Source organism: Actinomyces sp. Z5 (assembly GCF_003287795.1).
Taxonomy (GTDB): Bacteria; Actinomycetota; Actinomycetes; order Actinomycetales; family Actinomycetaceae; genus Actinomyces; species Actinomyces glycerinitolerans.
On sequence record NZ_QMIN01000027.1, the window covers coordinates 1 to 13,121 of the forward strand.

At 71.4% G+C, this 13,121-nt stretch carries 11 protein-coding genes; all 11 read right to left on the minus strand.

What is annotated here, in order from left to right:
- Nucleotides 1-297: 297 nt before the first annotated feature.
- A complete protein-coding gene (gene nusB / locus DRB06_RS03110) occupies nt 298-834 on the minus strand; it encodes a transcription antitermination factor NusB (protein ID WP_083565877.1) in 537 nt (178 codons plus the stop codon).
- Nucleotides 835-840: 6 nt separating this feature from the next.
- Complete coding sequence (gene efp, locus DRB06_RS03115; RefSeq protein ID WP_073331984.1) at nt 841-1,404, minus strand: elongation factor P; 564 nt, start codon at nt 1,402-1,404, stop codon at nt 841-843.
- A 153-nt stretch (nt 1,405-1,557) separates the two neighbouring features.
- Complete coding sequence (locus DRB06_RS03120; protein WP_111819116.1) at nt 1,558-2,244, minus strand: FMN-binding negative transcriptional regulator; 687 nt, start codon at nt 2,242-2,244, stop codon at nt 1,558-1,560.
- A 9-nt stretch (nt 2,245-2,253) separates the two neighbouring features.
- Nucleotides 2,254-2,814 carry a shikimate kinase gene (locus DRB06_RS03125; protein ID WP_111819117.1) on the minus strand — a complete coding sequence of 187 codons (561 nt, stop codon included), beginning with the start codon at nt 2,812-2,814 and terminating at the stop codon, nt 2,254-2,256.
- The gene (aroB, locus tag DRB06_RS03130; protein ID WP_111819118.1) at nt 2,811-4,664 is read right to left on the minus strand and encodes a 3-dehydroquinate synthase; all 1,854 of its coding nucleotides are present in this window, start codon (nt 4,662-4,664) and stop codon (nt 2,811-2,813) included. Before aroB ends, DRB06_RS03125 begins: the two co-directional genes overlap by 4 nt.
- A gap of 60 nt (nt 4,665-4,724) precedes the next feature.
- Nucleotides 4,725-5,945, minus strand: coding sequence for a chorismate synthase (gene aroC, locus DRB06_RS03135; protein WP_111819119.1), 1,221 nt, complete (start codon nt 5,943-5,945; stop codon nt 4,725-4,727).
- Nucleotides 5,946-5,977: 32 nt separating this feature from the next.
- On the minus strand, nt 5,978-6,967 hold the full coding sequence (locus tag DRB06_RS03140) for a shikimate dehydrogenase (protein ID WP_111819120.1): 990 nt from the start codon (nt 6,965-6,967) through the stop codon (nt 5,978-5,980).
- A gap of 5 nt (nt 6,968-6,972) precedes the next feature.
- On the minus strand, nt 6,973-8,205 hold the full coding sequence (mltG, locus tag DRB06_RS03145) for an endolytic transglycosylase MltG (protein WP_111819121.1): 1,233 nt from the start codon (nt 8,203-8,205) through the stop codon (nt 6,973-6,975).
- On the minus strand, nt 8,202-8,678 hold the full coding sequence (ruvX, locus tag DRB06_RS03150) for a Holliday junction resolvase RuvX (protein WP_073331970.1): 477 nt from the start codon (nt 8,676-8,678) through the stop codon (nt 8,202-8,204). Before ruvX ends, mltG begins: the two co-directional genes overlap by 4 nt.
- 29 nt (nt 8,679-8,707) lie before the next feature.
- Entirely contained in the window at nt 8,708-11,425 is a 2,718-nt protein-coding gene (gene alaS / locus DRB06_RS03155) for an alanine--tRNA ligase (protein WP_073331967.1), read from the minus strand.
- 146 nt (nt 11,426-11,571) lie between these two features.
- Nucleotides 11,572-12,195 (minus strand): 30S ribosomal protein S4, encoded by a 624-nt coding sequence (gene rpsD / locus DRB06_RS03160; RefSeq protein ID WP_073331965.1) that lies wholly within the window; start codon nt 12,193-12,195, stop codon nt 11,572-11,574.
- Nucleotides 12,196-13,121 lie beyond the last annotated feature (926 nt).

Genomic DNA, 13,121 nt, shown 5'->3' on the forward strand with positions numbered 1-13,121 from the left:
CCACCCGCTCACGCGCATCAGCCACCGCCCCACGCACACCATCATCCAAATCAGCCAACACAATCCGCTCGGTCTTCTCAGCCATGAGAGCACTCCTTCGTGACGGGCCGGCCCGGCGCCGGCCAACTTGTATCGTCACGGCAATCGTGCCCACCGCGGGGCAAACAGTCACCGCCCCCACCGCACGTTCGTGCATGGCGGGGGCGGTGACATTTCGACCTTCTCGGCAGGTTTACCTGTGCCGTTCTCGGCGCGGTCGGAAGGCGCGGGGGCGGTGCAGCGGATGCGGACGCTCGTTCAGCGAAGCGTGTCGGCCAGGTCGCCGATGCGCCCCAGCAGCCCGTTCAGGAAGCGCGGAGAGTCATCGGTCGACAGCATGCGGGCGAGGGTGATCGCCTCGTCGACGGCCACCGGCGCATCGACGTCGTCGTTCCAGACGATCTCCCACGTGGCCAAGCGCGCGATGGCCCGATCCGTGGCCGGCATGCGGCTCAGCACCCACCCGTGGGAGTAGGTCTCGATGGTCTCATCGATCTCGCTCAAGTGGTCGGCGACGCCGGCCAGCGCCTGACGGGTATAGGCGGGCGCCTCGGTGTGGTTGGCGGAGTGGAAGGCCCGCTCGGCGGCCAGCTCCCGCAGGTTCTGCGCCCCGGAGTCGCCCTGTAGCAGGCCACGCTGGTCGGCCTCGAAGAGCACCTCCACGGCACGCCGCCGCGCCTTGGTGCGTGCGGTGACCGGGAACTTGGGGTGCCCACTCGCAGCGGCGGGTGCGCCGTCGTCGTCCAGTGGTTCCTCGGCGGCGTCAGACTCCGACACCGGCATGGATTCGGTCATCGGCGGTCAGTCGGTGACGCGGGAGATGTAGGAGCGGGAGCGGGTATCGACCTTGACCTTGTCGCCGATGTTGAGGAACAGCGGGACCTGGATCTCGGCACCGGTCTCCAGGGTGGCCGGCTTGGTGCCCGCAGAGGAGCGGTCGCCCTGCAGACCCGGCTCGGTGTGGGAAATGGTCAGCACGACGGCGGCCGGCAGTTCCACGAACAGCACGTCCTCCTCATGGAAGGCGACGATCACGTCCTGGCCCTCGAGCATGAGGTCGGCGGCGTCACCGACCACGTCGGCGGGCACGTAGGTCTGCTCGTAGGTCTTGACATCCATGAAGACGAAGTCGTCGCCGTCCTTGTAGGAGAACTGCATGTCGCGGCGGTCGACGGTGGCGGTCTCCACCTTGAGGCCGGCGTTGAAGGTCCGGTCCACGGTCTTGCCGGACAGAACGTTCTTGATCTTGGTGCGCACGAAGGCGGGGCCCTTGCCCGGCTTGACGTGCTGGAACTCGACTACCTGCCACAGCTGGCCCTCCAGGTTGAGCACCATGCCGTTCTTCAGGTCGTTCGTCGTTGCCACGTGCGGTTCCTAACTCGCTAGAGGATTGCTGGAGGTCTTAGACCGGGTAAGCCTACCGCCATCACTCGTTCACTCCCCCGGCCGCCGCCTGTCATGCCGGTCACGGCTTACGTATCGCCGCGCCATATCAACCGACCTCAGCGAGTGGGGCGGCTAGTGGAAGTCGGTGATGTCCTTGACGTCCTCGCGCAGGGCGTGTACTTCGCCCAGGCGGGCGAGCGTGGCGTAGCGCTGCTCGGCATACGGCAGGGAGACCTCCAGCAGGAATTCGGCCATGCGGTCCTGCCCCTGGCGGGCCAGCTCTGCGGCGAGCGAGCGGATGTCGTCGGGGTGCCGGTTCTGGCTCATCTTCGCCTTGCCCTGTACCTGCTCGATGCCCACCTCGACCGCCACGATCGCCCGTGCCATCCGCTCCAACTTCTCCTCCCCGATGGGGGTGAGCACGTCGTCCGGCTCGGACAATTCGGTGAGCCTGCGTGCCGCCTGCAGCGCCGCCTCGGGGCTGGAATCGATACGCACCGGCCCCCGCACGTGCAGGGTGATGTAGTCCCAGGTGGGCACGTTCGGCTTGACCTCGTTGGTGGCGTACCAGCGGGGCGAGACATAGGCGTCGACGTCGTCGAAGATGACCATGCCGCGGCCCGTTATCGGCTCGCGCACCTGCGGGTTGTTGCGCACCAGGTGGGTGACCAGCGCATTGCGCTCCGCGTCCCGGTAGAAGGGCACGAGGGTGGCCGCCGGCCCGTCGGCGTGCACGGTGATCAGGTTGCCGACGTGGGGTCGGTCCAGCAGGGAGGTGGTGTAGTCCTCGGGAAGTTCAAAGTGCCGCGGCACATACATGCGTTCAGCCTATGGCTCGGCCCGCCGTGGGGTCGAGCCCGCCCGGTCGGCCAGCTGCTCCAGTACCAGCGCGGCGGCCCGCTCCGGGGTGGTATCGGTGGTGTCGACGACGACGCCGCCCGCCTGTGCGCAGGCGGCCTCCCGTTCGTGCAGCATCCGCGTGAACGCCTGATAGACGTTGCCGAGCGCCACCGAGCGCGGTGCGTCCAGGCCGTTGCGGGTGGCCAGTCGCCGCGGCGTGGCGGTCAGGTGTACCAAATGCGCCCCGTCGGCACGCGCCTGCGTGAGAGCGGCCTGCACAGCGTCGTCATCCAGACACCCTGAACCGAGGGCGATGACGGCGCCGGCCGCGGCCTGCCCGAGCGTCTGCCGTGCGGTGGCCGCCTCGGCGCGCCGGTAGCGCTCCTCGGGGACGGCCACCAGGGCGAGTTCGGGCAGGGTGCCCAGTGCCGCGGCCGTCTCCTGCCCGACGTCGTACAGCGGCAGCCCGGTGGCGTTCGCCAGGGCGCGACCCACACTGCTGCAGCCCGCACCGGGGGCACCGAGCAGCACCACGCGCGCCGGATTCATGCGCGCCCCTCCGCAACCGCCGCAGGGCTGGCGGACGGGGCGGTGACCGCGTCGTGGGCGGCCCGCAGCACCTCCAGGTCGGGCTCCACTCCGCGCACCGGCTGAGCGATGTCATCCAGCAGCACCATGCGCAGCCTGCCGGCGCGCACCTTCTTGTCCGACGTCATGGCGGCGCAGAGCGCATCGAAGGAACCCGCTCCCTGCGGGAACGCCGTTGGGAGCCCGGCCGCGGTGAAGGCGCGCCGGTGCAGCGACACCGCGTCGGCGTCGAGCCGGCCCAGACGGTGGGCCACCTCGGCGGCGAACACGCAGCCCACGGCGACGGCCTCTCCGTGCCGCCAGGTGTAGTCGGTGACCTTCTCAATGGCATGGGCGTAGGTGTGACCGTAGTTGAGGATCTCCCGCAGCCCCGCCTCGGTCAGGTCCTCCCCCACCACGGCGGCCTTGACCGCCACCGAACGGGCCACCAGCTCGGCGATGACCGGGGAGTCGGCGGCCGGCGGGGCGGGTGCGGCGAGTACCCGGTCCAGGATGACCGGGTCAGCGATGAACCCGCACTTGACGACCTCCCCCATCCCGGCGCGCAACTCCGCCTCGGGCAGGGTGGCCAGGGCAGCCAGGTCGGCGATCACGGCGGCCGGCGGGTGGAAGGCGCCCACCAGGTTCTTGCCGGCGTCGGTGTCAATGCCGGTCTTGCCGCCGACGGCCGCATCCACCATCGCCAGCAGGCTGGTCGGCACCTGCACGACGGGGACGCCGCGCAGCCAGGTGGCGGCGGCGAAGCCGGCCAAATCGGTGGTGGCCCCACCGCCCACGCCCACGACGCAGCCGTCCCGGCCCAGGCGGAAGGCACCCAGCTGCTCCCAGATCTGGTTGAGCACGCCCGCGTGCTTGGCGCTCTCCCCTCCGGGCACCTCGATCCGGGTGGCGCGCAGCCCGGCCGCCCTCAACGCCCGCTCATATTCGGTGGCGGAGGCGGCCAGCGCGTCGGCGTGGACAATCGCCACCCCGCCCGCGCCGCCTCCGGGGGCGGTGGCTACGGCTTGGGTGACGGCGTCCGCCAGCCCGCTGCCGATCACGACGTCGTAGGGACGGGCCGCGGCGGTACCGGGCACGGTTATGCGGGTGCGACCGCCCTCATGCACTTGGCGCGGGGCGGTGGGGCGCAGCCCGGATACACCGCGGACCGGGGCCAGCGCGGCCGCGGCCCGCGAGGGAGCGCTCCCCAAAGACACCAGCACGAGCGCGGCGACCTGCTCGGGAGTGAGCCCATCGGTGGGCACGGTTATGGTTGCGACCCGCTGGTACAGGTCGGCGCGCTGCGCATGCAGGTTCTCCATGCGGGCCAGCACATCGGCGGCGATGTCATCCTGGGCGGCCGCAGTGGCGTCGGAGTCCGCCGCCCGCCCGGCGGGGTTCACCAGCGGCCGGCCGGCGCCGTCGCCAACGTGTGCGGCCGCGGTGGCGGGGCTGGCCGCCAGGTGTATGACGGTGTGCCCGCGCAGCAGGCGACGGTTCTCCTCCCGCAGGACGCCACCGCCGCCGAGCGCCACGACTCCCTGGGCGGCGGCCTCCCCGGTCAGCACGGCCCGCAGAGCGCGGGTCTCCCGATCCCGGAAGCCCTCCTCACCCTCGGCGGCGAAGATCTCCGGGATGGTCATGCGGGCGCGGCGACGAATCTCCGCGTCCGTGTCGGTGACCTGCACGCCCAGCGCGGTGGCCAGCAGTCGCGCCACCGTGGTCTTGCCGGATCCGGGCAGCCCAACCAGAACCAGCGGCAGCAAACCCGTATCCACGGCGCCCTCGGACACCGCCGGACCCGGCCGGTCGGCGTGGCTCGTGTGGCTCATGGGATTGACTCCTTCGGCGTATGGGACGGGCGATGAGACTGGATGGCGGCCGCGGGGCGTTCACCACTGGGTGCGTTCGGCGACGCGGGCGAGGTAGCCGGAAAGGTTGCGGCGGGCCTCGGCGACCGAATCCCCGCCGGTCTTCTCCACCAGGGCGTCGGCGAGCACCAGCGCCACCATGGCCTCGGCGATCACCGCGCCGGGTACGACGGCGGTGGTGTCGGAGCGCTGGTGCAGTCCGGTGGCCGGCTCGCCGGTGGCCAAGTCAATGGTGCGCAGGGCGTGCGGGACCGTGGAAATGGGCTTGTAGGCGGCCCGCACCCGCAGCGGTGCCCCATTGCTGATGCCGCCCTCAATGCCGCCGGCGCGGTTGGTGGCGCGGTCCACCCGCCCGGCGTCGATGGTGAGGATCTCATCGTGGGCGGCGGAGCCCGGGCGGGCCGCCTCGGCGAAGCCGTCCCCGATCTCCACGCCCTTAACCGCCTGGATGCCCATGAGGGCGCCGGCCAGGCGCGCATCCAGCCGCCGATCGGCCTGCACGTGGGTGCCCAGTCCGATCGGTACGCCGGTGGCGATCACCTCCACCACTCCGCCGAGCGTGTCACCGGCCTTGCGGGCGGAGTCGATGGCCGCAACCATGGCGGCACCGGTGGCCGGGTCGGTGCAGCGCACCGGGTCGGCGCTCAACCGGACCTCGTCGTCGGGCGTGGGGCGGGCGGCGTCGTCGGGCAGGGCGACCGTCCCGATGCGCACCACGTGACTGACCAGGCGGATTCCGGCGACCTGCTCCAGCAGTGCCTCGGCCACCGCTCCCAGAGCCACCCGGGCGGCGGTCTCGCGGGCGGAGGCGCGTTCGAGGACGGGGCGGGCGTCGGGCAGGTCGTACTTGAGCAGCCCGGGCAGGTCGGCGTGGCCGGGGCGTGGGCGGCTCAGCGGCAGATTGCGGGCGATCTCGCGTTCGTCGCCGGTGCCGGCGTGCTTGCGCAGGGCGGTCTCGGGCACCGGGTCGGCGCTCATAACGGTGGACCACTTGGGCCACTCGGAGTTGCCGATGCGCAGGGCGATGGGGCTGCCCAGGGTACGGCCGTGGCGGATGCCGCCAAGGATCGACAGTTCGTCCGCCTCGAACTTCTGCCTGGCGCCGCGCCCATGGCCCAGGCGACGGCGGGCGAGGGCGGCGCGGATCTGTTCGCTCGTGATCTCCACGCCCGCGGGCACGCCCTCAATGATGGCGGTGAGGGCCTCACCGTGGGATTCGCCGGCGGTCATCCATCGAAGCATGGGGTGATCATCCCACGCCGCCGGGCGCGACGTCACCGCGGTCCGGCGGCGCGGGCGGCGAGCGCCTCCACCAGCGCGCGGCGCATGGGCGCCAGCGGCGGAGTGCGGCCAGTCATGAGGGTGACCTGTGGGACCGCCTGATGCAGCAGCATCAGCCAGCCGGGGGCCACGCTCCCGCCGGCCGATTGCCAGGCCGCCGCCAGTGGCGTGGGCCAGGGTGCGTAGACGACGTCCAGCAGCACCCCGCCGGGCCCGGGCCGGGAAGCTCCGCCCGCGATTGCGGCGGTCAGTGGCGCGGCGAGGGTGTCGGCGGCGCCGGCCGGGAGCGTGGAGACGAGCAGATCGGCGTCGGCGGCCGCGGCGGCCACCTCGGCGTCGGAGGCCGCATCGCCGGGCCGCCAGGTTAGGGCCGCCACCTCCAGACCCATGCGGTGGGCGGCGGTCAGCGCACGGCCGGGGCCGGCGTGGCGACGGGCGGCGACGGTGATGTCGGTGGCCCCCAGTTCGGTCAGGGCTGCCAGCGCGGAACAGGCGGTGGCGCCGGAGCCGAGCACCACGGCGCGCGTCGCACCGCCCGCGGGAGCCGCGGTGGCGCCGTCCGCCGGGGCGGTGCGGGTCTCGCGGATGGCGCCGACGATGCCGGCGACGTCGGTGTTGAAGCCGGCCAGGAGGGCGGCACCGCGGCCGGAGCGCTGGGCGATGACGGTGTTGACGGCGCCGACCGTCGCCGCCAGCGGGTCCACGACGTCGAGCCGGCGCAGCAGCGCCTGCTTGTGCGGCATGGTCACGCTCAAGCCGGCCCAGATCGGGTCGGACGGTGCCGGGGCGGCCAACTCCTCCAGCAGCGAGGCCAGGTCCGCGGGCGCGGTCTCGCGGCGCTCATACACCCAGTCGTCCAGGCCGAGCGCCCGGTAGGCGGCCCGGTGCAGCACCGGGGACAGCGAATGCGCAACCGGCGCACCGATGACGGCGGCCCGATGCCGGGGCGGGGTGGGCGAACTCGTCGGCGGCGCGGCGCACATCGCGTCTACTCGCCGTCCGCCGGGGCCGTCGGGCTGGGCGAGGCGGAGGCGCCGGAGCAGACCTCGGGGTTGTCCTCGCAGTACGCCGACAGCTTCTCGGTGTTGGCCACCTGCTCCTCGTGCGTGGTGGCGAACAGGGTCTCCCCGGTTTCCAGATCGACGGTCACGAAGTACAGCCAGTCGCCGGCGGGCGGGTCGACCACCGCCTGAATGGCGGCCTCGCTGGGACTGCCGATCGGGGTGGGGGTCAGCCCGGCATGCTGGTAGGTGTTATAGGCGTTGGCGTCGTCCGCGATCTCGTCGGCGGAGGGGATGCCGCCGGTGCGGCCCAGGCCGTACAGCACGGTGGAGTCCATCTGCAGCATGCCCTTGGTCTCCCCGTCGGTGTCGGCGAGCCGGTTCTCGATGACGCGGGCCACCTGGCCGTAGTACTCGGCGTGGAAGACCTCCCGTTCCACAATGGAGGCCTTGATCAGTACGTCCTCATAGTCGGCCTCGTCCACGCCGGCCTTGCTCAGGCGTGTGTTGGTGGTGGAGACCATGGAGGCGACCACGTCGGTGGCCGTGGCGTCCTCGGCGATGTCATAGGTGGAGGGGGCGAGCCAGCCCTCCACGTCTCCGCCGGCGACCTCCGGCAGACCGATGGCGGTGGTGTCCGCGAAGGCGGCGTCGACTTCGGCGTCGGTGTAGCCGCCCACGCTCATGAGCCGCTCCTTGACCTCCGCCTTGGTAGCGCCCTCGGGGATGGTCAGCGTGTGATCGGAGCGGGAGGACGGGTCCAGCAGCAGGGCGACCGCGTTGACGGCGGACATACGGGTCTTGAGCGTGTAGGTGCCCGCCTGGATGTTGCCGGCATTGGAGTTGGCCGCGTAGGCGTTCTTGAAGGCGCCGGCGGTGGCGACGACGTCGGCGTCGACGAGGATCTGGGCGATGTCCGCGCCGGTAGCGCCATCCGGGATGGTGACGACAACATCGTCCTCACCGGCCCCGGTGTAGTCGGCGACGGCGGTTTGCCCGGGCTGGGCGCCCTTGACCACGCCCAGGGCCTTGTAACCGACGAAGCCGACCGCGGCTAGCACTACCGCCAGCACCACGGCGGTCAACGCGTGGCGGCGGCGCTTGCGGCGCCTCCGGTCGCGCTCAACGTGACGGTCGCGGCGCCGGCGGGGGCCGGCGTCCGGCTGTTCGGCGTCGGTGCGGTCAACCCCGACGGCCGAGAAGAAGTCGTCCTCGGTCACTGTCTGCCTTCCTGGATGGGTACGACCATCTCGCCGGCGGGCGCGTCGGTGGAGCGCTCCGTGGCGAGGGCCTGTTCAAGTATGACCACGGCGGCCGCCTGGTCGACAACGCTGCGAAAGCTCTTCTCCCGCCGACCGGACTCGTGCAACTCGCGGTGGGCGGTTACGGTACTCAGCCGCTCATCCACCAAGCGCACCGGCACAGGAGCGATCAGGCCGGCGAGTGTGCGCGCCCAGCGGCGGGCATCGCGCGTAGAGGCCGAAGCGCCTCCACTGAGGCTGCGGGGCAGCCCGACGATCACCTCGAATGCGCCGTGGTCGGCCACCAGGTCGGCGGCCTCCTCCAGGTCGGCGCCGTAGCGGTCGCGGCGCAGGGTGGCCAGCGGTACCGCGAGGATGGCGTCGGCATCGCAGCGGGCCACGCCCACGCGCACCTTGCCGACGTCGAAGGCCAGTCGAACCCCGGTCCTCACCACGTACCCCTTGCCGGGTGCCCGCGGGCTCAGGCCAGGGCGGCCGCGATGGCGGCCAGCGCGGCGGGAATGGCGGCCGGGTCCTGGCCGCCACCCTGGGCGACGTCATCCTTACCGCCACCGCCACCGCCGAGTGTCTTGGCGGCGGTGCGCACCAGCGCCCCCGCTTGGGCGCCCTGGGCACGGGCGGTGGGGTTGGTGGCGACGACGACGAGCGGGCGGCCATTCGCCTCCCCGGCCAGGGCCACCACGACGGCCTCCGACTCGGGCAGGCGTCCGCGCACATCCAGGGCGAGGCTGCGCAGCGCGTCGGCAGAGCCGACCGCGCCGAGCGAGGCGCTGGCCAGCAGGTAGTCGCCGGTGCGGGCGGCCGCGCCGGCGATCTCGCCGGCCCGGGCGGTCAGGGCGGCCTGCTCCGCGGCTGCCAGCTTCTTCTCGGCGTCCTTCAGTCGCGCCAGCAGGCTCTCCACGCGGCCGGGTAGCTCCTCGGGGCGGCCGCCCACCAGGGTGGACAGCTGCGAGACGAGCGCGTGCTCCTTGCGCTGGAAGCCGTAGGCGGAGTCCGCCACCAGGGCGTCGATACGGCGCACGCCGGAGCCGATCGATCCCTCCCCCAGCAGGGCGATGCGGCCGATGTGACCGGTGGAGGGCACGTGGGTGCCGCCGCACAGCTCCCGGTCGAAGCCGTCGCCGATGGTGACGACCCGCACCTGCTTGCCGTACTTCTCCCCGAACAGGGCGATCGCGCCCGAGGCGCGGGCCTCCTCCAGGCCCATGACCTCGGTGGTTACCGGCAGGTTCTCGGCGACCTTGTCATTGACCAGTGCCTCGATGTCGTCCATCTGACCGCCGGAGAGGGCCGAGCCGTGCCGGAAGTCGAAGCGCAGCCGGGCGGGCGAGTTCTCACTACCGGCCTGGGCGGCGTCGGGCGAGACCACGTTACGCAAGCCCGCGTAAACCATGTGGGTGGAGGTGTGGGCGCGGGCGATGGCCAGGCGGCGCACGGTGTCGATTTCGGCGTAGGCGCGCTCGCCCACCGCGGCCGTGCCCTCGGTGAGGGTGCCGCGGTGCACGGACAGGCCGCGGATGGGGGCCTGCACATCGTGCACCTCGATGACGCCGCCGTCGGCCAGGCGAATGGTGCCGTGGTCGGCCAGCTGGCCACCCATCTCGGCATAGAAGGGGGTGCGGTCCAGGATGACCTCCACTTCGGCCGGGGCGGTCGCCACCGGGGCGGGCACGCCGTCGACCAGCAGGCCGGTGACGGTCGCGTCGGCGGCCGACTCGGTGTAGCCGAGGAACTCCGATCCGCCGCCCATCTGCTTCTCAATGTCCTGGAAGACGCGCACATCCGTGTGGCCGGTCTTCTTGGCACGGGCGTCGGCGCGGGCGCGTTCCTTCTGCTCCTCCATGAGGGTGCGGAAGGTGGCCTCGTCCACGTCCACGCCCTGCTCCGCGGCCATCTCCAGGGTCAGGTCGATGGGGAAGCCGTAGGTGTCGTGCAGCTCGAAGGCCGCCTTTCCGGGGACGACCGGACGGGTGCCGCGCCCAGATTCGGAGGCCCGCTGCTTGGCGGAGGCGACGGCGGTGTCCAGGATGGTGGTGCCTGCGGCCAGGGTGCGGCGGAAGGCCTCCTCCTCCGCGTAGGCGACGTCGGAGATGGTGGCCCAGCCGGTCTCGAGCTCCGGGTAGGAGGCCTTCATGGCGTCCTTGGAGGCGGTCAGCAGGGTCGGCAGGGTGGCGTCGCTCACCCCGAGCAGGCGCATGGAGCGTACGGCGCGGCGGATCAGGCGGCGCAGCACGTAGCCGCGGCCGTCGTTGCCGGGGCGCACGCCGTCGCCGATGAGCATCAGTGCGGAACGGACGTGGTCGGCCACCACCCGCAGGCGCACGTCGTCGAGGTAGGCGTCACCGGCCTCCGGGCCCGCGGCGCCCCGGCCGTAGGTCTTGCCACTCATGGCCTCGGCGGCGGCGATGACGGGGTAGACCTCGTCGATCTCGTACATGTTGGGCTTGTCCTGCATGATGAACGCCAGGCGCTCCAGGCCGAGCCCGGTGTCGATCGCGGTCTGGTCCAGCTTGCCGATCAGCTCGAAGTCATGGCCCTCGCCCTCGCCGCGGATGAACTCGTCGAAGACCAGGTTCCAGATCTCCAGGAAGCGGTCGCCGGCGGTGTCGGCAATGGGGCCGCCGTCCGGACCGTAGGCGGGGCCGCGGTCGTAGTGGATCTCGCAGCAGGCGCCGGCGGGGCCGGGCTGGCCGGTGGACCAGGAGATCTCCGCGAAGGGCAGCAGTTGTACGCGCTCGGCGGGCACGCCGATCACGCGGGTCCAGTGGTCGAAGGAGACCTTGTCCTCCTCCCAGATGGTCATCCACAGCCGGTCGCCGTCCAGGCCGTACTTGCCCTCCTCACGGCTGCCGGTGAGCAGGTCCCAGGCGTAGTCGATGGCGCCTTCCTTGAAGTAGTCGCCGAAGGAGAAGTTGCCGTTCATCTGGAAGAACGTGCCGTGACGGGTGGTACGGCCGACGTTGTCGATGTCATTGGTGCGGATGCACTTCTGCACCGAGGCGGCGCGCGGCCACGGGGCCTTCTCGGTGCCCAGGATGTAGGGGATGAAGGGCACCATGCCGGCCACGGTGAACAGGATGGACGGCTCGGGGGACACCAGGGACACGGAGGGGCGGATCTCGTGCCCGTTCGCGGCGAAGTAGTCGAGCCAGCGGGAGCGGATCTCTGATGTACGCATGAGATGCCTCGTCCTGTTCGTTTCGGGAGGGGCGTGCGCTGCGCACGCCGGTGGATTGGAGAGCCGGGGCGAGAGTACCCCGGAACACTGGGGACGCCCCGAACCGGTATGCGGTCCGGGGCGTCCCGGCGTCGTGAAGCGTGGGGTCAGCGCGAGTAGTACTCGACGACCATCTGCACGTCGCAGGTCACCGGGACCTCTTCGCGCTTGGGGCGGCGCACCAGCTGTGCCTGCAGCTTCTCCAGCTCGACGTTGAGGTAGTCGGGCACGGGCGGCAGCACGTCGCGGTGGGTGCCGGCGGCGGCGACCTGGAAGGGCACCATCACCTGGGAGCGCGGACGCACCTGAATGGTCTGGCCGGGCTTGACACGGAAGGAGGGACGGTCCACGACCTTCCCGTCAACCATGATGTGGCGGTGGACGACGCTCTGGCGGGCCTGCGCGATGGTACGGGCGAAGCCGGCGCGCAGGACGAGCGCGTCCAGACGCATCTCCAGCAGCTCGACCAGGGACTCACCGGTCAGGCCCTTCTCGCGGCGGGCCTCCTCGAAGACCTTCTGCAGCTGGGCCTCGCGGATGCCGTACTGGGCGCGCAGGCGCTGCTTCTCCTTCAGGCGGACGGCGTAGTCGGACTCGGTGCGGCGGCGGGCGCGGCCGTGCTCGCCGGGGCCGTAGGGGCGCTTCTCGAAGTAGCGGACGGCCTTGGGGGTGAGCGGAATGCCGAGGGCGCGCGAGAGGCGCACCTGGCGGCGGGAGCGTGAAGAGCTCATAGATATCTTCCTGTCGGATCGGTTCGCACGCCGTGGGCGGGTGTGCCCAGGCGCGGGGTCAGCCACGTCGGCTAAGACCCCAGGAGTGCCCGAGCGCGCGCCGGTCGCGCGACGCCGCAGGCAACCCGGAAACATTAGCGCGGCGGCGGCAGGGGATGCACGTCTAAGCCACCGGTTGTGAGCCGGTCCTCATCCGGCTTCGGCCCTGCCAACAGCCGGCCACCCGGAGCGAACCATCGCGGCGACGTGTCGAGGCCGGCTCACCCGCGGCGACCAGGCGGTGACGTGTCGAGACCGGCACGCCCGCGGCGACCAGGCGGTGACGTGTCAAGGCCGGCACACCCGGAGGCGCCTGCGTCGGGATGTACACGAGTTCGCGTCGAATACACGAGTTCTAGAGGTTTGCGAGCGCAGGGCACATGCAAACCTCTAAAACTCGTGTTCATGAAGCAAACGCGTGTGCGTCTGCCGGTGTGTTCGTGCCTCCTCACGCTTGCGGGCGTGGTGATTCGGGCTCGAGCTGCTGTGTGGTGGTCGGGTTCGGGGCTCTGTTCGACGGGGCCGGCCTACCAGGTGGTCGTGTTCGGGTCGGTGAGGTCGTTCTCGGTGGCTGCCGACCTGCCGAATACGACCTCGTAGGCCCCAAACCCTCCACACTCGGGAGGGTTTCGGGCTGACGAGGTCGTTTTGGCCGAGCCCGGGTCGTTGTCGGGCTGATGAGGACGTTCTCGGGGCGGCGGGGACGATGCCGGGCCGGTGGAGGGCGGCGGCGGGGTGGACGGTTCGTGTGTTCCAGTGACGGTTCGTCAGTTAGCACAAACGATTCGGCATGAACGGCGACGGTTCGTACCCCTACCCCACGAACCGTCGCTGTTATGTCTCAGGACATCGGTGACAGTTCTGTGTCAGGACATCGGTGACAGTTC